Consider the following 19298-nt stretch of genomic DNA (forward strand, 5'->3'; position numbering starts at 1 on the left):
TATCAAATTATTTGTCATTTCTTTTTAGAGCTTTTTGGAATGATTGAGGAAAGGCTTAGAACTCTTGTTCGCCACATTGGCCCCGCAAGGCTTGCTCAGGCAACGACAATTAAGAACCGTCGCAGGTGGCAAACCGTAGCCACCGAAATGAAGGTGAAGGCGAGAATTGAGGACATGGAGGAGCTGCTGAAAGCATTTCCTGAATACGAGCTATGGCTATGGAAGGGAGAGGTAGACCTTATAAGGGGGCAGATTTCGCCTGCAAACGAAGAGGCCGACTCGAAATTGTCTAATCAAAGCGAGTGATAGCGGTTACAACGGAAGTAGCAAGTCGTTTATATACGCGAAAAATGAAGGTTTGAATCTTTACTCTTAAATACACTAGGAACGGAAAATTGACTGTTAAGGAAAGGGTTGGAGGGGTAAATGCCAAGGGACAATTTACTATATTAACTGACTATCAAAATCAAAGAATTAAAAGAAAAGAGCGCGAAGCAAGAACAAGGTATATTAAGGTAATAGTGTCAGTGTCTTTTCTGATTGCACTATTTGTTTTTTCTTCAAAAGATTTGGTGGTTATCCCGTATTTAAAATTTTCGGAAATTTTAGATAGTAATTTATTAGTTGTGATTGCGATGAGTCTAGTTGTAGTTGTGGCTACTGCTAAGTCTTTCTTTTCTTATCTTGATGTGGAAAAGCCAAGCACATTAATGGATCCAGAGCTTGAAGAGGTTCTGGCCATGAGTATTAAAGAGAGCTATGGGCGTGAAGAACTAGCAAGAGTTCAAGATGCAAAAAGAGAAGAAGCTTCAAAGAAGGAGAAGGGTGAAGCTTTGGGAGTGGGGGAACTTAAAGAATCTGAAAGAGAAAAATTTATTGAAGAGCTCACAGCGCGCCTTGAGAACGACGCTCTTCTAGGGTATCGAGATAAACTAATTGCGTTAACTGAAAAGAAATTTTTGGAGGAGAAAATTGAGGGTGTTGTAAAGGCATTTATCATGAGGTTGGAAAAAGAAATTTATGGGTTAGGAAGGCGTGCTAATGTAAATTTATTTATTGGAATAATCATATCGGCCGTTGGTTTGATATATATGGGCTGGGTTGTTAAATTGGCTGCTGATGTAAATTTTGACTTTGATTCTCTAGCTGGTTTTATTCCAAAATTTTCTTTTGTAGTACTGGTTGAAGTCTTTGCTTATTTTTTTCTGAGAATATACAAGGGTGCTCAGGTAGAAATTAAGTATTTCCAGAATGAGATATCGAACATAGAGCTAAAGTATATTTCTGTATTGATGGTAAATGTTGAAGCTCGAGATGTGGACTCGTTTAGGGCTACTGCTGGGGCTCTAGCAGCTTCAGAAAGGAACTTTATTTTAGAGAAAGGGCAGACAACTGCGTCTTTAGAGGAGGCAAGGCAAGATAATATTGAAAGGAAGAATCTGATAGATGCTTTGTTGAAAATTTCTAGTGTTAAGAGATAGTTTTGTTGTGAAGTGAGGTTCCAAAGTAAGGATGTAAGGTGAAACTGGCTTGGGTAATGTGCCAGATTATTTTTAATTTTTTCGATTGTGGTAAACCTTGGCTGAAATTATTTCTTTGATTTCGTTATAATCAAGTTCGCTAATTTTCATGTATATGTGTGTGGCTTTATGGCAGTTCGGGCACAGGAGTGCTAGGTCATTTATTGTGATAGTGTGCGCGGCAGAGAAGCTTGAAATAGGTGTTTTATGATGAGCTTCAATGTAGGGGATTCCGTATTCCTCATTGAAGTCGCTGTTACAAATTTCGCACAGCCATGATTTGTTATTTTTTATAGCGGCTACAGCATCTTTACTTCTCTCTGCCATTAGATGCGTAACGTAACGTCTTTCGCCTTCTTGGTAGTATTCTTCATCTTGAATTGAAACGGTCTGGGCAGTCTGTTGATTGCCTTGCCTGAGAACAACAAACGCTTCATGGATTTCAGAAACGAAGAAAGTTCCCTCAAATTTCCAGCCTTCTTTGCACTCGGTGAAGTGAAGAATTGGATATAAATGTTGAGGTTGTTTTATTAAAACTTCGTTGGCTTTTTCTTTGTAGGATATGACTGAGTTCCTGGCTTTGAAAGAGTAGTGATATGCAGACCTCGCGTCATCAGACCAGCCATCATCCTTATAGGATCCTGGGCGGGTCTTGATGACTACGGCCTGTACGGCAGGTAGTTGCCCGATCCAGTTAATACCTTGCTGAGGGGTATTTCCAATGGAAAATTCTTCGCCGCCCCAGTATGAGGAAGACTTTATTTTTGAATACTGGATGAGATCAAAAAGATTTCTTTTAGTGACAATGCTGCCTTGAGGTATGGATAACAAGTCTTGCGGTTTACTTAGCTGCATGAGGTTCCTAAGAAGGTTTCTGGCTGGAGTATATTTTCAGCCTCTAGGCAGAGAAGCAGCCTGTTTTTTAAACAGGTCTGCTTCTCTGCCTAGATTCATATGATGAATCTTTTGAAGTCATTAGGAAGCATGCTAGCCAAGGCTTCCCAGTCCAGTTCTTCAATGTCGTAGGTAAGCCCAAGTTGATCGAGGACGGTGGAGAGCCGTCTAGATGCCCCCGCGCCTTTGCCCCCACTCCCTGTTCTCAATTTTTTTCTTTCATCATCAAAGTAGAGCTTTGTAGCAAGTGCCATGATGCTAGGGCTGAGAACAATCCATTTGCGAGCCATCAGCTGTTCGAAGACCTCGCCGGTTTTGTTTACCGGGATACCAAGCGCGGCCTTTAGACGTTCGGGGTTATCGCGATGCGCGCGGTAAGCAAGCCACAGGGGGGCCATCTTCTGTCGGTATACCTTTTTCCAGTTACCTGGCTCGTATACCCATAATGCGTGCTCACCGATTTCCCCCTTGTTACCGATGAATTTTTTGGCGAATTGGAGTGTTAGCCAGCTCCAGAAGCCTTGGTTATTTTCCAGAGACTCTTCGTCCAGTCCACTGGCGCTAATTGCTTGGTCGATCGCCTCTGCAAGACTCAGTTTTGTTTCAAAGGCTTCTTGATCGAAAATCGATGCAGGGACCGGAGCCCCGCATGTTTTTGTAAATGCCGTACTGCCCAAAAGCTCTTCTGGCACCGGGGTGGATGAATTCTGCCTGGCCTGTTCTAACCAGATACGCATCTGATTGATGCCATCTTGGTTGAGTGCTCGCATCTGCAACATTTCCATTTCAATCCTCCTGGGTCATGTTCATGGCATTTGCGAGGTGAGCGCGCAGCTTTTTCTCCCTGCTGAAGCCTGTAACAGCTTTTTGAGCCCAGTCATCTATCTCGCTATGTTCAGTCGTGTTTGGGCAAGGGCAGCCTGCCCATTTTTCGCCCTGTACCAACCACATGTTTGAGGTATTGCCTTCACCTAGATCGCTCTCATCATCGTCAGTACCTTGTTGGTCGTGCGCAAGGTAGATGAGGATGGACCGGATCACACCAGGAAGAAGGGATAGCAGGATAGGACTGGACTTTATCTCTTGCTTGGTACCCAACGCGCTGTCGAGCACCAGGGTCGGAGTCTCGCCCATATTCTCGAGTTCCCAGACACCACCGTGCAGGTCACGCATGACAATGGGGAGCAAAGAGCGCTGTGGTGTTTGCCCGTCCTGCGTGTTGTGAGCTTCTACGCCTTCAGCTGTGGCCAGCAAACGGCAAGACCCCGGTTCTACAACGAGTACTCGATAACGGACATCTTCGGGGTCGCCCATCGAGGAAATATCGAACTGGGAACTTGCGCCATCTTTGGCGAATGCTTTCCCTGCATGCCCCCATGCATGGCGGATACGTAGGACCCTACCGCGCTCTGCCTCTACAACCACTTCAGCATCAGGTTTGAGATTGTAGCCGTCGAGCCTGAGTTGGACGTTACAGATCAGCTTTTTACCCTGCGGTTCAAGAATGATCTTCACATCCTCTCTGAAGATTTTGGCGCGGCCAGTAAAATTGAATCGACGGCTCATTCTTCTACCTCCTCATCTTCGTCCGAGGACTCTCCGAATGGGGTAGAGCCAACTTTCATTATCAGGTCGCGGTTCAGATCTGCAGGCAGGAACGTTATTTCAAACTCCGGGGAAGTAACGTGAAGCATCAAGCTGCCATCGGTGCCGCTCACAACCGAGACCGCACCGTTTTTTTCAACTTTGAAATCACTTTTATCATCAACGCCTTTGGTCGCAGCTTTGTGTAAGTCGAAGTCGAATCTGGAATGAGCCTTGAAAGGGTTACGACCACGCAGGTCGTAGGCCGCCCGAAGTTTCAGAATGTAGCCATCACTATTGGTGAAACCTTCGGGGTTACCGGTCAGGTGTATCTCACCTGCTGATTGCTTCAACTTCCAGCATCGTGGCGTGGGGGCCGGGATAGGCGGGATGTCTACGTCTGAAGTCTTGTGTGAATCTTTTTTGCGTTCAACGAGTTCTTTATCCTTTGATGCTTGAGGTGGTGCGTCGTTAGCTGGGAGAGGAAGAATAGCTGCCAGCAAGTTGTGGTCCGGTTTGCCTTCCTCGGTAATCAGCTTGTCGAGTAGCTTGAGTGCGCTTTCTCGCACAAACGGAATGAGCCTATGTGCTGTGCTGTATTTCTGTTCCTGGAACTTATCTCTGTCTTTTTTCCAGTCTGTGTGCGCGGGGCATTCAGCTCGGCGCAGAGCACCTGCAATCGCACTATCTGAGATGTGAATGAGAGCAACGCTGTCAGGTGTCTTCTTGGGGCTAGTCAAATTAGGGATTATCAGTTCATCTCTGACGTATATAGGAAGGTGACGACCTGGTTTTCTCTTGATAAGAACATCGAAGTGTCCAGTTTGCGCGGCACTTTTAGCAGGCTTGATCACCATAGGGACTTTGAAGTGCACGATCTGGCCATGGTCGAGAGCTGACTCTATGTCTTGGGGGGGGATCGAGGTTTTGTAGCTCGACCAATCATAGTTAAGGTCAGTCGAACCGGATTCGTGGACTACATCGACAATTAGAGGTGATGTTTGACCAAGCTTTAGCAAGCTGCCAGCGAGCTGGATGGCGTCTTGAAATTGGTCATTATCAGAGACTGCTAGCTTAAGAGTTTCAAAGCTTTTGGCATCGAACCGCTGGAAAAAATCGCTGCTGTGATCTCTCATTTCGACAATCAAATTACCTGCGAGAATAGGGATGAAGTATTCCCGAGCGACTGCAGATGCTAAGCGCTCCAGTGTTACGTACTCCTCGTACATCCAAGGAATAACCAAGCCCAAGCCGGGTTCTTTGTCGCGACTGAGCCGAAAATCGGAGTTCAGCCTCTTGGTGACTTCGTCACTGGTAAACGGAACCTGAAGCCCGTCCTCATATAGGCTGAACCAGCCATCAGGCGTGTATTGCGTTTCGGCAATGCTGTGATGGCGCAGGATGGTCTGACCCATTAAGTGCAACCCTGGCTCTGATGCTCTGAGGGTGACTGCAAAAAACGAGCGGACACGGCTAGTGCGTGGAATAACGATTTTACCGACACCCCAACTACCGCGAGCGCCGTCGCCTTTGTTGGATAGGCCTTCTGCTCTGAAGAAGTGATAGAAGTTGCCGCCAGCTTTCGGCTCAGTCGTGTTTACTTTCCCTTCTAGACCATTTGTGCCGAAGTCTTCGATAGTCAGATACGAGCAGGTCTCCGTGTTCCAGTCCGGTAGGCGGGCTAGGCTAATTTCTTTAGCAGAAAAATGAGCTTGAACCTCCTCAGGGAACCAGAAACGAGCCTGATCAGCAGGTAGTTTGCCTAAAGAAAAAACAATTCTGACCGGATCCTTACCAGCCCGAGCGTCGAGAGAGTTCTGAATCGTCTCGCGAATAAGAGCATGTTCGAGCCCTCCAATGGACTGTTCTTGAAAGAACTCATCCTGCACAGGATCTCGCGCTTTAGCTCCTCTAGATAATGGCAGGAAGCTCCATTGTGGTTGTACGCTCATCCTGAACCTCTCAAAGGCAAATGTTTTAGTCAGTTAGGCTTAAAGCTTGAAGTCGCCAGTTGATCCACTGTCTGCATCGCTGAAGCGTGATTTGGCCTGATCCAGCTCCTTCTGTAGCGCCTTGAAGATCTTTTTCACATCCTCATCGTTAAAGCTGTAGGCGTTCCTGTTGGAAAGGTTTCCGATCAGACGGATGTCATTCATTGCTCGGTTTACACGTTGCTCGGCTAACCTGACGAATTTTTCGCGTTTATCGCTCATTAATTTCTCCAAATATTTACGTTTTGATGAGTGCTTTTTCTCAACATTTCGTAAATATATAAGAATTGTTTGCTGGTTTGGTCAAGCTTTTTTTAGGGCAACTGGCCATCATTCGACCAAAGTCAGAGACTGAGGAGCAGAGTGCGAGAGGCGATAGCCGAGCGGTTTTGGATTCGATGAGCAGTGAGAAGGCCAGAAACAGAGGCCTGGCGTAACGATTTCACAAGCCTGGAACGCGCGGACAGCCTGATAAGTCAGGCCAAGACCGATATTTTTGATTACAATCGCGCACCGCTTCCAGGATCCACATAAGGTCTGACTCCGGCCCGCGAATCCCGCATTCCCAAAGCTCCATTACCCGCCAGCTCTGCCCCAGCAACTGGCTACGGTTGAGGGCGTCGCGAGCGACGTTCTGTGCAAATTTGCGTTGCCAGAAGTCTTCTCGCGTACGTGGGTTTGTGGCGTAACGACAGCCCGGGTGTCGGTGCCAGAAGCATCCCTGGATGAATATGCACAAGTGGTAGCGAGCAAGCACTATGTCGGGCCTTCCGGGAAGGTCGCGCTGGTGCAAGCGATACCTGAAGCCATGCCGATGCAGCAGCCTCCGGACTTTCATCTCCGGGGATGTATTGCTGCCGCGGATGCCAGCCATCATGCGAGACCTGACTTCTTTGCTGACTATGTCCATGAATCAAGACCAGATGAACCTTACACTTACAGGCGATGAGTGCAGTGATCCGAAAGGAACACTCCGAAAGCAAATTCAGATCGTAGATCTCTTTGCTGGCCCTGGTGGTCTTGGTGAGGGCTTCAGCTCATCTGGCGAAGGCAAAAATTTTGAAATTGTGGTTTCTGCCGAGAAAGACCCTAAGGCTTGGCAGACTTTGCGACTGCGTGCCTTTTATAGGTTGCTAAAGAAGCATGAGCCGGATTTGCTTAGCGAGTATCACGCGTTTTGTAATAACCCAGCGGTAGATACTTTTTCTCCCTCATCTGATGCGGCTAAGAAGCTTTGGGAAGAGGCCGCCGAGGAAGCCAAGTGCATTACGCTGGGAAGTGAAGAGGGCAACAAGACCCTAGATGAAGCTCTAGACGAAGGACTGGATGTGAGCCGTCCTTGGGTTCTGATCGGTGGTCCACCGTGTCAGGCTTATTCAGTTGTTGGGCGTGCGCGGAATCAGGCCAATGCGAACTACAAGGCTGAGGAGGACCATCGGCACTTTCTCTACAAGGAATACCTGCGAATCATTCGAGAACGACAGCCTACAGTCTTCGTGATGGAGAACGTGAAGGGCATCATTTCTTCGAAGGTCAACAATGAGCTGATTTTCTCGAACATCCTGAGAGACTTGTCAGATCCAGGTGAGGCGCTTCACGAGGGCGGCTCGGGTAAGAAGTACCGTATTTACTCGCTGGTGACCGGTGACTCTTTTGGTCCCGGTGATGAGGTCGAAAAGATCGACCCGAGAACATTCATCATACGGGCTGAGAAGTTCGGTATTCCCCAGGCGAGACACCGTGTCATCCTTTTGGGCATTGCCACAGACAGCCTTCCTGCTGAGAAGAAACAGGTGATGCTGAATACCTGCGATCAGGATGTCACCGTTGGACAGGTATTGAAGAATCTGCCGCGACTACGGAGCAGCCTGACAAAGATGGCTGATAGCCAGGAGAGTTGGACCCGTGTTGTAAAAGAGCAGGCTGAGTTTATTCGCGACCAGATTGACCTAGTTAATACAAAAATGTGGGGCGAGTTCTGGGATATCTTGAACAAGTTCAACCCACCTCATAATCCAGGTGGTAAGCGGGTAAGTAGGGCAACAGATGATGGTTCCACTGGCGATGCAGAGCTGGATAAGTGGTACTTGGACGATAAGCTCGATTACTGGCTGAACCATGAGGTGCGTGGGCATATGCCGACAGATTTACGCAGGTATCTGTTTGCCGCGGTCTACGCAAAAATTCATGGAACTTCGCCCAAAGGACACAAAGGTTTTTCTCTTGAGGGACTGGCCCCTGACCACAAGAACTGGGAAACAGGCAAGTTCAGTGATCGCTTCAGGGTGCAGGCAGAGGATAAGCCTGCAACTACGATTACCAGTCATATCTCGAAGGATGGGCACTACTTCATTCATTACGACCCTTCGCAATGCCGCAGCTTGTCTGTTCGTGAGGCTGCTCGTATCCAGACTTTCCCGGACAACTACTTCTTCCAGGGTAACCGGACAGAACAGTTCCATCAGGTTGGCAACGCAGTGCCTCCGCTACTGGCTTCTAAAATTGCGAAAGTCGTTTTCAGGATCCTCTTCGACAAGGTCGAGGCTTACGACTCGATGCATGGTGAGACGACGGAAGTGAAGGAAGAGGCGGTTTGTACCTGAATTAGGTGTCGATAAAGTGTCGAAAACACTGCGACGAATTGAGCCGAATTGAGCAGGCGAGGAAAGCGGAAGCCCCGTATTGAGCGGGTTTGGCACGAACTGAAACGCTCACAGACGGGTTCAAATCCCTATCTTCCCGCCATATTGAAGTACGCAAAGCCCGCTGAAGTCTTGATAGATTCCAGCGGGCTTTTTTGTGGGCTTAGATTTTAAGATATACAGTCCCAAAAATTCTCCAAGCCTGTCCTTTTTATGCTGTTCCCCATCGGCCAGCGCCTACTTGCAGGTTAGCGGGGCAGGGGCTGGATCTTTTTCACAGCTTCAAGCCAGTCCGTATCGAGTTGCAGTTGGTCAATATCCATACCCAGTTCTTCCATGCGTTCCTGGTGTTGGTTGATTTCCGCCACCGCTTCACTCAGGGCGCTGGAGTTGCCATCCAACTGGTGCATTTGGGTCAGGCCTAGGTGGTAGAAGCGCAGTAGCTGCATGGCGGCTGGGTCGCGGGCGGCGACGCCGGCTTTGACGTGATGCATCAGGTTGGTCACGCGCATCAGGCTGCGTTTCAGGCGCCAGCCGTATACGGCAGCGGCCATAAAGGGCTGTGGCCACAGCACCACTCGCACCAGGACCACGGTCAGCGATAATGCGGCGATAACCCCACCAAGGTTCCAGCGGAAGTTGTCGCCGCCTGGGGTGCCGAATAGCAGCACAGCGCTGCTCGACAGCAGCATGGCCAGGGCGACGAAGATCGCCGCGATCGTCAGGGTGCTGCGGCGGGTTTGCTGACGGTAGATTTCAGGAGTGCGGTGCTGGATTTTGAACATCGGGGCCACGGTAATTCTCACTTGAGCAGGTGGTAGCGGCGTTGCTTACGGGTTGGGGTGGGCAGGCCGGGTTGTCGAGGCATGCTCTCAATGCTGCAAATTATGCGCGATTGCTCGGCAACAGGTATCTTCGCCCATCCGTTGACCGCATCGCTTAAGGATTTACCGGGTTTATGAGATGTACTGTGTTTCAGGCTGTGATTATCTGCGTGGCGGCGCTGTGTTCGGGCGCCGCGTTGGCCAAGGTTGAGGTGCAGGCCGGGCAACACAAGACGCTCGGGCGGGTTTTGCTGGCCAAGGTTTCCGAGGATATTGCGCCGGGCGATTACGAGGCGCTGCTCAAGGGCATCAAAGCCAATCCGGGCAAGTACGCGAAGAAGATCGTCATGCTCGACAGCATCGGCGGTAGCGTGTCCGAGGCCATGCGCATGGGGCGTTTGCTGCGTGAAACCGGCTTCGATGCTCTAGTGCCTTCCACCGGAGTGTGTCAGGGCAGTTGCGTGTACCTGCTGGCGGCGGGCCACGCTAAAACCGTGCGTGGTTATGTGGGGATTCACCGGCCGTATTATGCGAGTAGTGATTCGGTGCATTCGGCATCTGCCTTTGGGCCGAGCAAGGCGACTCAGGCAGCTTACTTCAAAGAAATGCAGATTCCGACGGAGCTGCTTACTGCGATCAACAGCACCGAGCCGCGGCGCATGCGCGTGCTGACGCCAGCTGAGCTGGCACGCTATCGCTTGAAGTGAGGCGGGCGCTTGCTTGCCAGCGTTCGCACGCTATCAGCTGGTGCGGTGCCTTTCAAAGAAACTCATGACTTGCTTGCTGGCGTCCTCGCGGGGCATGTCATAGCGCTGCTGCACCAGGTTGGTCAGTTTCTGCGCATCGCCTTCGGATTTGATCAGTTCATCCAGGGTCAGCTCGTCCCAGACAATCAGGGCGAGGCCGGCCAGTTTGCGCCAGTTCTTCTGGATGATTTCGGCAAGGGGTCTGCTCATGCGTGGTGCTCCTGAGGTTACCGCGCTGGGCCGGTTGCGCGGTCAGAGCGGAATTGTGCTGATGCCAGCCTGTCAAAGCTGAGGTCGCCAGTCGGTGCGCTACAGCGCTTATGCGGGTTTGCGTACCGACGCCATGGCGCTGCGCCGATAGCCTGACTGCCGCGCCGTAGGTGAAGTGGCGTGGCAATTGCTCTGTTTAGAGCCTCATGGGCCTGTTCTGGCATGCCTGCCGTCAATTCAAGGATATGCCGCAATGTCGATGATCGAACCTGTGCTGCTGACGGCTGCACGCGTCTGTACCTTTGCCGGGGAGCAGTTGCTGACCAACGCCAGCGGCTTTTACTTCGCCCGCGATGAGCGTCTGTTCTTGGTAACCAGTCGGCACGTGATGATTGATGAGCCGAGCCAGCATTTTCCCGATCGTGTCGAGATCGAAGTGCACACCGATTTGCACAATGTGGCGCAGACCACCGGCTTCTCCATGCTGCTCTATCGCGATGGCCAGAGCCTCTGGCGGCAGGGCTGCGATGGCGCCGGTGATGTGGATGTGGCGGTGCTGGAGATCGAGCGCGCGGCGCTGCCAGAGAGCATGGTCTATCACGCCTTTACTCCGGAGCATCTGCTGCAGCCGCAAACCCCGGTCGAGGTTGGCACATCCTTGCTGGTGGTGGGTTTCCCACTGGGTTTTCACGACACCCTGCACCATATCGCGGTGGTGCGGCATGCCGTGGTGGCGTCGTCATTCGGCCTGCGTTTTCAGGGCCAGGGGTACTTTCTGACCGATGCCCGCACACACCGCGGCACTAGTGGTGCGCCAGTGGTAATGCGCATACCGGACAGCGAGACAGATGAGTTGCCATGGGTGCTGCTGGGCGTGCATTCGGCGCGGCTTGATCTGGGTAGCCGGGATCTAGAGGTGGACGAGGCCCTAGGGCTCAATTGCACCTGGTATGCCGATATTCTGCTGACCCTGACTCAGTAAGGACCTGGGCTCAACGTTGCTGCTGCAGCTCGGGTGCAGCGGCCATGTTGATGTCCTTGACCAGGCCGGATGTGGCCCTGATCACCTCGCGTGCCATGCGGGTCTCCTGCTCGTTGTGGGTCTGTGCCACTAGCACCACATCACCGTGGGTAATCGCCTTGCTCACCAGCTTGGCAAGGCGTCCGTGATGCTGGCCAGCGCCGGATGAAGCGCCGATCACACTGCCGAGAAAACCGCCGATAAAGCCCCCCATGCCCATCAGGGAGAAGGGCGCAAGGATCGGGCTGGCGTGGAACAGGCTGACTTCACTGACGATCAACGCCACCGCGATCAAGGCACCAATGCCGATACCAATACCGGTACCAATAGCGATGTCGACCAGCATGTCCTTGAGCACCTTGTTGCTTTTCGCCTGCGGTGCAGGAGCGGGTGGGGCATCGGCATTGCCTGCAACGATCTCCAGCTGTTCGTGGTGCATGCCGCGCTGAATCAGCTGGGCAAGCGCCTGTTCAGCAGTGCTGCGTTGGGTAAAGAAGCCTGAAACGTGGTGGCGATAGAGGTCCATCTTGCTGCTCCTGATCGTGAGCCGTCGTCGACGACCGAACGGAAGCTTAAGTCGCGTAAATGGGCGTGTCTGTGCGCCTGCGTACGCAGGGCGCATCGCGACACCCGCGATTGTGCGGTCTATGCGCGCCAGCGTACCGACAGGACTGCGCCGAGCTGCGATTGTCGCTCCAGGCGAGCCGCAGCCGTGGCGTAAATGCCGTGTTTCAAGGTGGCGTTTAGCCTGCAGTTGCCTGTGCATTAACCGTCGGAGATGCGCCATGAAAATCCACTACCGCCCGCTCTTGCTGGCGTTTGCCATTGCCTATGCCGTCCTTGCCGTGAGCAGTCTACTGATTGCCATGAGCCTGGCGCAGAGCGCCATGCCATAGGCCATTGATCTGGCGACCGAGAATGCTGTCTGCCGCGCTGACCGAGCGCTGTGGCTTAGCCCACCTGGGCCCGTGTGCGGCGAAAGCTGTGGCGTGCTTACCCGTAATTGTTTTTGAGGACATTCCTATGAACAGGACTTCATCCATCGTTGATGGCATGGCTGCGTTGCGTTTTGCCGGCCTTTGCGCCGGGCTGCTGATGCTCAGCGCCTGCGCTTCACCGCCCCTGCCGCCAAGCCAGGCGTTGCAAGCTGCCGAATCGGCGATCAGCAATGCCGAACAGGCCCGTGTGGCCGATTACGCCTCACCGGAGCTGGGTGTCGCTCGGGAAAAACTGACCGCCGCCAATATGGCTGTGCAGCGTGAGGAGATGCTGCTCGCCGAGCGCCTGGCAGACCAGTCGCGGGTAGAGGCCGAGCTGGCCCTGGCCAAGTCACAGGCGACCAAAGCCAAGGTAGTCAATGACGAAATGCAGAAAAGCACCAACAGCCTGAAACAGGAAATGCAACGCAACACGGGAGCTCAACAATGAACCTTGCTCATAACGCGAAGCACCTGCTGCTGGTCAGCGCAATCAGCCTTGCACTGGCCGGCTGCGCCGCTAAACCGAGCATGCCGGAAGGCGCCGCCGATGTGCGCGGCAAGCTCACCCGCTTGCAAGCCGATCCACAGCTGAATACTCGCGCGCCTGTCGCGCTCAAGGCCGCTGAAGATGCGGTGATCGTTGCCGAACAGCCGCGTAAGGATCAGGACGCAGAACAGGCCTTGGGTCAGCATCTGGTGGTGATGGCTGACCGCAAAGTGGAAATTGCCACGGCGCTGGCGCAGACACGCTTCTACGAGGATCAGCGCAAAATCCTCAGCCAGCAGCGTGAAGGCGCGCGTCTGGATTCGCGCACCCGCGAGGCCGATCAGGCGCAGCTGCAGAACAGCCAGTTGCAGCAACAGATTGATGAGCTAAATGCCAAGCAAACCGAACGTGGTTTGGTCATGACCCTGGGTGATCTGCTATTCGCTACCGGGCGCTCGGAGTTACGTGCGGGTACGGCCAATAACCTCGGCAAGCTGGCGATTTTTCTCGGCCAGCATCCTGAGCGCCAAGTACTGATTGAAGGGCATACCGATAACGTCGGCAGCGAAGAAATGAACCTGAGCCTGTCGCAACGTCGCGCCGACTCGGTGATGCATTACCTGACCAATCAGGGGGTTTCCCCAAGCCGCCTGGGTGCTTCGGGCAAGGGCGAGAGCATGCCAGTTGCCGGTAATGAGTCGGCTTCAGGTCGGCAGATGAACCGCCGGGTGGAAATCATCATCAGCCATGACATGGCATCACAACGCTGATGCCATGTTCTGACCTGCAGCCTTTGTAGGTCAGCTAAGTGCAGGTCGGAGCCCTTCCGACCTGCACGGCCTTACACCTCTGTCTGGCGGCTTTTTCGGGCGATTAGGCGAACTGCACCGGGCAGCGCTCCGGGCCTTCCAGCTTGCGAATTTCGTCGATCACTTGTGGCCGTGCGTGGTGCAACACCAGATGCCGCTGCTGGCTGTGCAGGCGGCGTGCTTCCTGGTGCAGCATGGTGACGCCGGCGTAGTCGATAAAGTTGATATGCCGCGCATCGATCATCACCCACGCTGCGCCGCTACGTTGCAGGCGTTGCTGCAGGTAATGACAGGCACCGAAGAAAATCGAACCTTCGATACACAGCCATTCCTGCTCGCCGTCCTGCCACTGGCGCACGCGCGGCTGTGAAGTGCGCTTGAGGTAGACAATCAGTGACGCCAGCACGCCGGCGTAGATGGCGCTTTGCAGCTCCAGCACCAGGGTCGCCAGCACGGTCAGCAGCATCACCAGAAACTCACTGCGGCTCACGCGCTTCAGGGCTTTGACGGCAGTCAGGTCGAACAGTCCCCAGCAGATCAGCAGAATGCTCGCCGCCATGGCAGGAATCGGCACATAGGCAAACAGGCGACTGCCATACAGGGCGAACAATGCCACTAGCAGAGCAGCGAACACCCCGGCCATGGGCGAGCAGGCGCCGGCTTGCTGGTTGAGCGCTGAGCGGGTGAAGGAGCCGGCTGACAGCGAACCGCCGAACCAGGGACCGATGATATTCGACAGGCCCTGGGCGCGGACTTCCTGATTGGCATCGAACAGTTGCTGGGATTTATCTGCCAGGGAGCGGGCAATCGACAGGCTGGTGACCAGCCCGAGCAAACCGCAGGCCACGGCCGCGGGCAGCAGTTGCAGGATGTGGGTGAGGTTGAACTCCAGCAGCGCGAAGGGCGGCAGGCTGCCTGCAAAACGGCTGACCAGTGCAACGTGGCTAAGCTGCCCCGGCCAGGCCATGACCAGCAGGCTGGCGGCCACAATCCCGATCAGTAAAGCCGGCGCCCGCGGCCACAAGCGCCTGCACAACAGGCTGATGGCCAAGGTGAACAGCGCTACGACCAGGGTGCGCCAGTCACTCTCGGCCAGGTGCTCGCCGAGGCTGAGTAGACTTGTGAGCGCGGTGGCCTGGCTGGTAACCGTCAGGCCGAGCAGGTTGGGCAACTGGCCGATGCCGATCACCAGGGCGGCGCCCAGGGTGAACCCGAGCACCACCGAGTGCGAAACGAAATTCACCAGCGCGCCGAAGCGCAGCAAGCCGAGCAGCCATTGGCATACACCAGCTAACAGGGTCAGCAGCAGAATCAGGGCAATAAAGTGGTCGCTACCCGGTGTCGCCATCGGGCTCACACTGCTGAACAGCACGATGGAGATCGCGGCGGTGGGGCCGCAGATCAAAAAGCTGGAAGAGCCCCACAGGCAGGCGATCAGCACCGGCACGATGGCCGCGTACAACCCGTATTGCGGCGGTAGCCCGGCGATCAGAGCGTAGGCGATGGATTGCGGCAGCGCGAGAATGGCGCCGTTGAGCCCCACCAGCAGGTCTTTACCGAGGCTACGTTTGCTGCAAAGCGGCAGCCAGCGCAGAAAGGGCAACAGGGTCTGAAGGTGGAGCAGTGGCATGCGTGGGCTTCTTGTGCAGGCGATGGACAAGGCCGCTGCACAGCAGCGGCTCGTCTACTTTAGGGAATCAAGCCGGCCGATTCAAAGCTTGGCGTTAACTGCCGCCAGACCATCACCGCCAGTGCGGCTGGTTACGCCCTCAAGCCAACCGGCAACCACCGCTGGATTGGCCTTGAGCCACGCCTTGATTGCCTCATCGTTGCTGGCTTGCTTACTCAGCACTTTATCCATGATGGCGTTCTCCATTTCCTGGGTGAATTTCAGGTTGCTCAGCAGCTTGCCGACATTCGGGCACTGCGCGGCATAGCCTTTGCGGGCCAGGGTGTTGACGCTGCCGCTGGCACCGAAGTACTTCTCGCCGCCCTTGAGGTAGCGCATGTCGTATTGCACGTTCATCGGGTGCGGGGTCCAGCCCAGGAACACCACAAATTGCTCGCGCTTCACTGCGCGGCCAACCTGCACCAACATGGCCTGTTCACTGGATTCGACCAGGCTCCAGTCCTTGAGACCGAATTCGTCGGCGGCGATCATCTTCTGGATGGATTCGTTGGCCGGTGCGCCGGAACCGATGCCATAGATCTTGCGGCTGAATTTGTCGGCATGCTGGTTGAGGTCGGCAAAGGTTTTCACCCCAGCCTCATAGGCGTAGGTGGGCACGGCCAGGGTGTACTCGGTGCCGCCGAGGTTTTCCACCAGTTGCTCGACTTCACCGCTGCTGACGAACTTGTCGTAGTTGCTCTGCTGCGCGGGCATCCAGTTGCCGAGGAACACATCCACCTGACCTTTCTGCAGCCCGGCGAAAATGATCGGCACGGCCAGGGTCTGCGGCTGCGCCTTGTAGCCCAGGCCGTCGAGCAGAAAGCTGGCGATGCCATTGGTCACGGCAATATCACTCCAACCCGGATCACCGAGTTTCACCGTGGCGCAACTGGCGTCTTCGGCGAAGGTATAGCTGCTGGCGGCCAGTAACAGGCTACCGATAAGCGCTGTGCGAAGTGTGTGCATGGCAATGTCCTCTTGAATTATTAGTTTTTGGATCAACGCGGCAGTGGCTTGCAATCAGGGTTGCGGGAAACGGGCGCGACGTTCGAGGTCGTCGAGATCAATGTGGTTGCGCATGTACTGTTGGCTGGCGTCGACCATTGGCTGATGGTCCCAGCTGGTCAGGTGCCCCTGGGTCAGGGCGCTGGCAACAAAACGCCGGCGACGCTGGCTGGCCAGGGTGGCCTGATGAATCGCCTGCATGTCCCAGCGCGCCTGGGCCTGGTTGATAAAGTCAGCCAGCCGGCTTTGGTGCTCGGCGGACTCTGCCAGGTTTTCGCGCTCTTGCGGGTCGTGGCGCAGGTTGAATAGCAGCAGGGGGTCGTGTTCCGAATAGATAAATTTCCACTCGCCCTGGCGGATCATCATCAGCGGGCTGATGGTGCCTTCGGCCATGTATTCACCGATGACTTCATCATGCCCCTGGCGACCTTCGAGGTGTGCCAGCAGCGAGCGGCCATCCAGCGGCAGGTCGGCTTGCAGCGTGCCACCAGCGAGTTCTACCAGGGTTGGCAGTAGGTCCATGGTCGAGACGTTCTGGCTTACTCGGCGCGCAGCAAACTGCTTGGGCGCATGCACCAGCAGCGGCACCCGGGCGGCCATTTCAAACCAGTGCATTTTGTACCAGAGGCCGCGCTCACCCAGCATGTCGCCGTGATCGCCGGAGAACACGATGATGGTGTTGTCGCTCAGGTTGCAGTCCTTGAGGGTTTTCAGCAGCTTGCCGATGTTGCTGTCGATATAGCTGCAGGCACCGAAGTAGGCGCGGCGCGCGTCCTTGATCTTCTGTTCAGGTAGCGGCTTGTCCCACAGGTCGATGACTTTCATCAGGCGTTGCGAGTGCGGATCTTGCTCGGCCTGATCGATGTGCTGGCGCGGCAGTGGGATGTCCTCGTCGCGGTAGAGGTCCCAGAACTCGGTCGGGATGGTGTAGGGATCATGCGGGTGGGTCATCGACACGGTCAGGCAGAAAGGCTGATCGCCGTCGCTGCGCACGTGGTCATACAGATACTGCTGGGCCTTGAACACCACCTCTTCATCGAAGTCCAGCTGGTTGGTGCGCACACACGGCCCGGCCTGCAGTACGGAAGACATGTTGTGGTACCAACTGGCGCGCACATCCGGCTCATCCCAGTTCACCGCCCAGCCGTAGTCGGCGGGGTAGATGTCGCTGGTCAGGCGCTCTTCATAGCCATGCAACTGGTCCGGGCCGCAGAAATGCATCTTGCCCGACAGCGCGGTGCGATAGCCCAGGCGGCGCAGGTAATGGGCGTAGGTCGGTACATCGGCGGGGAAGTCGGCAGCGTTGTCGTAAGCGCCGATCTTCGAGGGCAGTTGGCCGCTGACCAGGGTAAAGCGCGACGGCGCGCACAGCGGGCTGTTGCAGTAGGCGGCGTCGAACACCACGGCCTCGGCGGCCAGGTGCATCAGGTTGGGCATCTGGATCGGTGAGGCGACATCGTGCAGCGGCAGAATCGGCGCGGCCATCTGATCGGCCATGATAAAGAGGATGTTCGGGCGTTTCATGGCAGCCGGTATTCCATATAAAAGATTTATGCGACAGTGCTGGCTTGATCATCCGGCTTAGCAAAAGCTGGGTAAACCTGCTGTCAGCAGATGCATTGGATAACCTGAGCTTATGTTTGAACGCATCGATGGGGTGTCGCTGGATGTGCTGCGGGTGTTCGAGTCCGCCGCCCGCCAGCTGAGCTTTACCGCCGCCGCCAGCGAGCTGGGCACCAGCCAACCGGCCATCAGTCAGCAGATCAAACGACTGGAGCAGCAGCTGGCCACGCGGCTGTTCGACCGGGTGTACCGGGGGATTACCCTGACCGATGCCGGTGAGCTGTTGCTGAGTTACGTGCAGGATGGCCTGCAGAGTCTGGATGCCGGGCTGCTGGCCGTGACTGCGCAACAGCAGCATGAGGTGCTGCAGGTGGCGACTGACTTTGCTTTTGCCGCGTACTGGCTGATGCCGCGCTTGCAGCGCTTCCATCAGCTGCACCCGGAGGTGGATGTCAGCCTGATTACCAGCGAGCGTGATCAGGGCACGTTGCCGGCGGAGATTGATGTGGCGATCAACTTCGGCGACGGGCGCTTCAAGCACGCTGAGGCGCAGCTGATGTTTCGCGAAGAGGTGTTCCCGGTGTGCAGCCCGCAGTTGCTCAAGGGGCAGACATTGCCTTTACCAGCTGCCGCACTGGCCAGCCTGCCACTGCTGCACCTGCGCCCGGAAAACCGCTCGCGCTGGTTCGATTGGGCCGGGCTGTTTCGCGCCTTCGGCCTGCAGCAAACCCCAAGCCCCGGCAGCCTACGTTTCGATAACTACACACTGCTGATTCAGGCAGCCATCGCCGGGCAGGGCGTGGCCATCGGCTGGCGGCATCTGGTCGATGAACTGCTGACGCAGAACCTGTTGTGCCGCATGGGCGATGAAGTCGCGCATTCGGAACTGGGTTACTACCTGGTGCTGCCCGAGCGTAAACGTCGCCAGCGTTTGACCCAGGTATTTGTCGATTGGCTGCAGGCCGAACTGGCCAAGGGACCTGGGGTTTAACCGATGCTTGGCCTCAGGCGATACGGGGACGCCAAGCCCTGTTCCCAGCGCTGATGCCCAGACGCCGTTCTTCAGGTTGCGCCGCTATTTGAGTGTGGGCGGTAGCCCGCCCACTTCATGGTTGCTCACAGCTTGGCGATCGACACCTCGGTGGATTTGACGAAGGCAATCACTTCGCTGCCCACGCCCAGCTCCAGCTCTTTTACCGAGCGGGTGGTGATCACGGAGGTGACGATGCCCGAGGCGGTCTGCACGTCGATTTCCGAGAGTACGTCGCCCAGGACGATTTCCTTGATGGTGCCTTTGAACTGGTTGCGTACGTTGATGGCTTTAATGGTCATGGTGATGCTCCTTGGTTTTAA

General features: G+C 54.8%; 21 protein-coding genes. 8 read left to right on the forward strand and 13 right to left on the reverse strand.

Annotated features, from left to right (window positions below; genetic code table 11):
- Positions 1-39: 39 nt before the first annotated feature.
- The gene (locus tag CUR33_RS13965) at positions 40-306 is read left to right on the forward strand and encodes a DNA-binding protein (RefSeq protein ID WP_289240034.1); all 267 of its coding nucleotides are present in this window, start codon (positions 40-42) and stop codon (positions 304-306) included.
- A gap of 89 nt (positions 307-395) precedes the next feature.
- The gene (locus CUR33_RS13970; protein WP_289240035.1) at positions 396-1481 is read left to right on the forward strand and encodes a hypothetical protein; all 1086 of its coding nucleotides are present in this window, start codon (positions 396-398) and stop codon (positions 1479-1481) included.
- A gap of 72 nt (positions 1482-1553) precedes the next feature.
- Here CUR33_RS13970 and CUR33_RS13975 read toward each other — a convergent pair whose 3' ends face one another.
- The 6 genes from CUR33_RS13975 to CUR33_RS14000 all read right to left on the reverse strand — a co-directional run bounded on the left by CUR33_RS13975 (position 1554) and on the right by CUR33_RS14000 (position 6899).
- Positions 1554-2375, reverse strand: a complete 822-nt coding sequence (locus tag CUR33_RS13975; RefSeq protein WP_289240036.1) for an HNH endonuclease — start codon at positions 2373-2375, stop codon at positions 1554-1556.
- Between the two features lie 95 nt (positions 2376-2470).
- Positions 2471-3199: a hypothetical protein gene (locus tag CUR33_RS13980; RefSeq protein WP_289240037.1), complete on the reverse strand. Its 729-nt coding sequence runs from the start codon at positions 3197-3199 to the stop codon at positions 2471-2473.
- Position 3200: 1 nt separating this feature from the next.
- A complete protein-coding gene (locus tag CUR33_RS13985) occupies positions 3201-3980 on the reverse strand; it encodes a hypothetical protein (RefSeq protein WP_289240038.1) in 780 nt (259 codons plus the stop codon).
- On the reverse strand, positions 3977-5950 hold the full coding sequence (locus CUR33_RS13990; protein WP_289240039.1) for a hypothetical protein: 1974 nt from the start codon (positions 5948-5950) through the stop codon (positions 3977-3979). The genes CUR33_RS13985 and CUR33_RS13990 overlap by 4 nt, the downstream gene beginning before the upstream one ends.
- Positions 5951-5989: 39 nt before the next feature.
- A complete protein-coding gene (locus tag CUR33_RS13995; protein ID WP_289240040.1) occupies positions 5990-6211 on the reverse strand; it encodes a hypothetical protein in 222 nt (73 codons plus the stop codon).
- A 220-nt stretch (positions 6212-6431) separates the two neighbouring features.
- A complete protein-coding gene (locus tag CUR33_RS14000; protein ID WP_289240041.1) occupies positions 6432-6899 on the reverse strand; it encodes a very short patch repair endonuclease in 468 nt (155 codons plus the stop codon).
- Between CUR33_RS14000 and CUR33_RS14005 the strand changes: the two genes are divergently transcribed.
- On the forward strand, positions 6898-8592 hold the full coding sequence (locus CUR33_RS14005) for a DNA cytosine methyltransferase (protein WP_289240042.1): 1695 nt from the start codon (positions 6898-6900) through the stop codon (positions 8590-8592). The two genes, CUR33_RS14000 and CUR33_RS14005, sit on opposite strands and share 2 nt — an antisense overlap.
- A 287-nt stretch (positions 8593-8879) precedes the next feature.
- Here the strand turns inward: CUR33_RS14005 and CUR33_RS14010 are convergent, their stop codons facing one another.
- Positions 8880-9416: a DUF3087 domain-containing protein gene (locus CUR33_RS14010; protein ID WP_289240372.1), complete on the reverse strand. Its 537-nt coding sequence runs from the start codon at positions 9414-9416 to the stop codon at positions 8880-8882.
- Positions 9417-9589: 173 nt separating this feature from the next.
- Here CUR33_RS14010 and CUR33_RS14015 point away from each other — a divergent pair, with 173 nt between their 5' ends.
- On the forward strand, positions 9590-10162 hold the full coding sequence (locus CUR33_RS14015; RefSeq protein ID WP_289240043.1) for a COG3904 family protein: 573 nt from the start codon (positions 9590-9592) through the stop codon (positions 10160-10162).
- 33 nt (positions 10163-10195) lie between these two features.
- Here the strand turns inward: CUR33_RS14015 and CUR33_RS14020 are convergent, their stop codons facing one another.
- Positions 10196-10411 (reverse strand): general stress protein CsbD, encoded by a 216-nt coding sequence (locus CUR33_RS14020; protein WP_090252854.1) that lies wholly within the window; start codon positions 10409-10411, stop codon positions 10196-10198.
- A gap of 253 nt (positions 10412-10664) precedes the next feature.
- Here CUR33_RS14020 and CUR33_RS14025 point away from each other — a divergent pair, with 253 nt between their 5' ends.
- Complete coding sequence (locus CUR33_RS14025) at positions 10665-11393, forward strand: S1 family peptidase (protein WP_289240044.1); 729 nt, start codon at positions 10665-10667, stop codon at positions 11391-11393.
- Positions 11394-11403: 10 nt separating this feature from the next.
- Here the strand turns inward: CUR33_RS14025 and CUR33_RS14030 are convergent, their stop codons facing one another.
- Positions 11404-11958: a hypothetical protein gene (locus CUR33_RS14030; protein WP_289240045.1), complete on the reverse strand. Its 555-nt coding sequence runs from the start codon at positions 11956-11958 to the stop codon at positions 11404-11406.
- Positions 11959-12455: 497 nt separating this feature from the next.
- Here CUR33_RS14030 and CUR33_RS14035 point away from each other — a divergent pair, with 497 nt between their 5' ends.
- The gene (locus CUR33_RS14035; RefSeq protein WP_241693772.1) at positions 12456-12860 is read left to right on the forward strand and encodes a DUF4398 domain-containing protein; all 405 of its coding nucleotides are present in this window, start codon (positions 12456-12458) and stop codon (positions 12858-12860) included.
- Positions 12857-13669 carry an OmpA family protein gene (locus CUR33_RS14040; RefSeq protein WP_170048703.1) on the forward strand — a complete coding sequence of 271 codons (813 nt, stop codon included), beginning with the start codon at positions 12857-12859 and terminating at the stop codon, positions 13667-13669. The genes CUR33_RS14035 and CUR33_RS14040 overlap by 4 nt, the downstream gene beginning before the upstream one ends.
- A gap of 103 nt (positions 13670-13772) precedes the next feature.
- Here CUR33_RS14040 and CUR33_RS14045 read toward each other — a convergent pair whose 3' ends face one another.
- The 3 genes from CUR33_RS14045 to betC all read right to left on the reverse strand — a co-directional run bounded on the left by CUR33_RS14045 (position 13773) and on the right by betC (position 17906).
- Entirely contained in the window at positions 13773-15338 is a 1566-nt protein-coding gene (locus tag CUR33_RS14045; protein WP_289240046.1) for a SulP family inorganic anion transporter, read from the reverse strand.
- An 81-nt stretch (positions 15339-15419) separates the two neighbouring features.
- Positions 15420-16343 (reverse strand): choline ABC transporter substrate-binding protein, encoded by a 924-nt coding sequence (choX, locus tag CUR33_RS14050; protein WP_289240047.1) that lies wholly within the window; start codon positions 16341-16343, stop codon positions 15420-15422.
- Between the two features lie 54 nt (positions 16344-16397).
- The gene (betC, locus tag CUR33_RS14055) at positions 16398-17906 is read right to left on the reverse strand and encodes a choline-sulfatase (RefSeq protein WP_289240048.1); all 1509 of its coding nucleotides are present in this window, start codon (positions 17904-17906) and stop codon (positions 16398-16400) included.
- A 112-nt stretch (positions 17907-18018) separates the two neighbouring features.
- Here betC and CUR33_RS14060 point away from each other — a divergent pair, with 112 nt between their 5' ends.
- The gene (locus CUR33_RS14060; RefSeq protein WP_289240049.1) at positions 18019-18936 is read left to right on the forward strand and encodes a choline sulfate utilization transcriptional regulator; all 918 of its coding nucleotides are present in this window, start codon (positions 18019-18021) and stop codon (positions 18934-18936) included.
- 125 nt (positions 18937-19061) lie between these two features.
- Here the strand turns inward: CUR33_RS14060 and CUR33_RS14065 are convergent, their stop codons facing one another.
- Positions 19062-19277, reverse strand: coding sequence for a TOBE domain-containing protein (locus CUR33_RS14065; protein ID WP_056842174.1), 216 nt, complete (start codon positions 19275-19277; stop codon positions 19062-19064).
- Positions 19278-19298 lie beyond the last annotated feature (21 nt).

This window comes from Pseudomonas sp. FEMGT703P (genome assembly GCF_002786345.1).
GTDB classification, from domain to species: domain Bacteria; phylum Pseudomonadota; class Gammaproteobacteria; order Pseudomonadales; family Pseudomonadaceae; genus Aquipseudomonas; species Aquipseudomonas peli.

What these genes read in the sequence shown, in the direction of transcription:
- CUR33_RS13965 (WP_289240034.1), top strand. Translation starts at nt 40, where the DNA reads ATGATTGAGGAAAGGCTTAGAACTCTTGTTCGCCACATTGGCCCCGCA.
- CUR33_RS13975 (WP_289240036.1), bottom strand. Translation starts at nt 2,375, where the DNA reads ATGCAGCTAAGTAAACCGCAAGACTTGTTATCCATACCTCAAGGCAGC.
- CUR33_RS13980 (WP_289240037.1), bottom strand. Translation starts at nt 3,199, where the DNA reads ATGGAAATGTTGCAGATGCGAGCACTCAACCAAGATGGCATCAATCAG.
- CUR33_RS13985 (WP_289240038.1), bottom strand. Translation starts at nt 3,980, where the DNA reads ATGAGCCGTCGATTCAATTTTACTGGCCGCGCCAAAATCTTCAGAGAG.
- CUR33_RS13990 (WP_289240039.1), bottom strand. Translation starts at nt 5,950, where the DNA reads ATGAGCGTACAACCACAATGGAGCTTCCTGCCATTATCTAGAGGAGCT.
- CUR33_RS13995 (WP_289240040.1), bottom strand. Translation starts at nt 6,211, where the DNA reads ATGAGCGATAAACGCGAAAAATTCGTCAGGTTAGCCGAGCAACGTGTA.
- CUR33_RS14005 (WP_289240042.1), top strand. Translation starts at nt 6,898, where the DNA reads ATGAATCAAGACCAGATGAACCTTACACTTACAGGCGATGAGTGCAGT.
- CUR33_RS14000 (WP_289240041.1), bottom strand. Translation starts at nt 6,899, where the DNA reads ATGGACATAGTCAGCAAAGAAGTCAGGTCTCGCATGATGGCTGGCATC.
- CUR33_RS14010 (WP_289240372.1), bottom strand. Translation starts at nt 9,416, where the DNA reads ATGTTCAAAATCCAGCACCGCACTCCTGAAATCTACCGTCAGCAAACC.
- CUR33_RS14015 (WP_289240043.1), top strand. Translation starts at nt 9,590, where the DNA reads ATGAGATGTACTGTGTTTCAGGCTGTGATTATCTGCGTGGCGGCGCTG.
- CUR33_RS14020 (WP_090252854.1), bottom strand. Translation starts at nt 10,411, where the DNA reads ATGAGCAGACCCCTTGCCGAAATCATCCAGAAGAACTGGCGCAAACTG.
- CUR33_RS14025 (WP_289240044.1), top strand. Translation starts at nt 10,665, where the DNA reads ATGTCGATGATCGAACCTGTGCTGCTGACGGCTGCACGCGTCTGTACC.
- CUR33_RS14030 (WP_289240045.1), bottom strand. Translation starts at nt 11,958, where the DNA reads ATGGACCTCTATCGCCACCACGTTTCAGGCTTCTTTACCCAACGCAGC.
- CUR33_RS14035 (WP_241693772.1), top strand. Translation starts at nt 12,456, where the DNA reads ATGAACAGGACTTCATCCATCGTTGATGGCATGGCTGCGTTGCGTTTT.
- CUR33_RS14040 (WP_170048703.1), top strand. Translation starts at nt 12,857, where the DNA reads ATGAACCTTGCTCATAACGCGAAGCACCTGCTGCTGGTCAGCGCAATC.
- CUR33_RS14045 (WP_289240046.1), bottom strand. Translation starts at nt 15,338, where the DNA reads ATGCCACTGCTCCACCTTCAGACCCTGTTGCCCTTTCTGCGCTGGCTG.
- choX (WP_289240047.1), bottom strand. Translation starts at nt 16,343, where the DNA reads ATGCACACACTTCGCACAGCGCTTATCGGTAGCCTGTTACTGGCCGCC.
- betC (WP_289240048.1), bottom strand. Translation starts at nt 17,906, where the DNA reads ATGAAACGCCCGAACATCCTCTTTATCATGGCCGATCAGATGGCCGCG.
- CUR33_RS14060 (WP_289240049.1), top strand. Translation starts at nt 18,019, where the DNA reads ATGTTTGAACGCATCGATGGGGTGTCGCTGGATGTGCTGCGGGTGTTC.
- CUR33_RS14065 (WP_056842174.1), bottom strand. Translation starts at nt 19,277, where the DNA reads ATGACCATTAAAGCCATCAACGTACGCAACCAGTTCAAAGGCACCATC.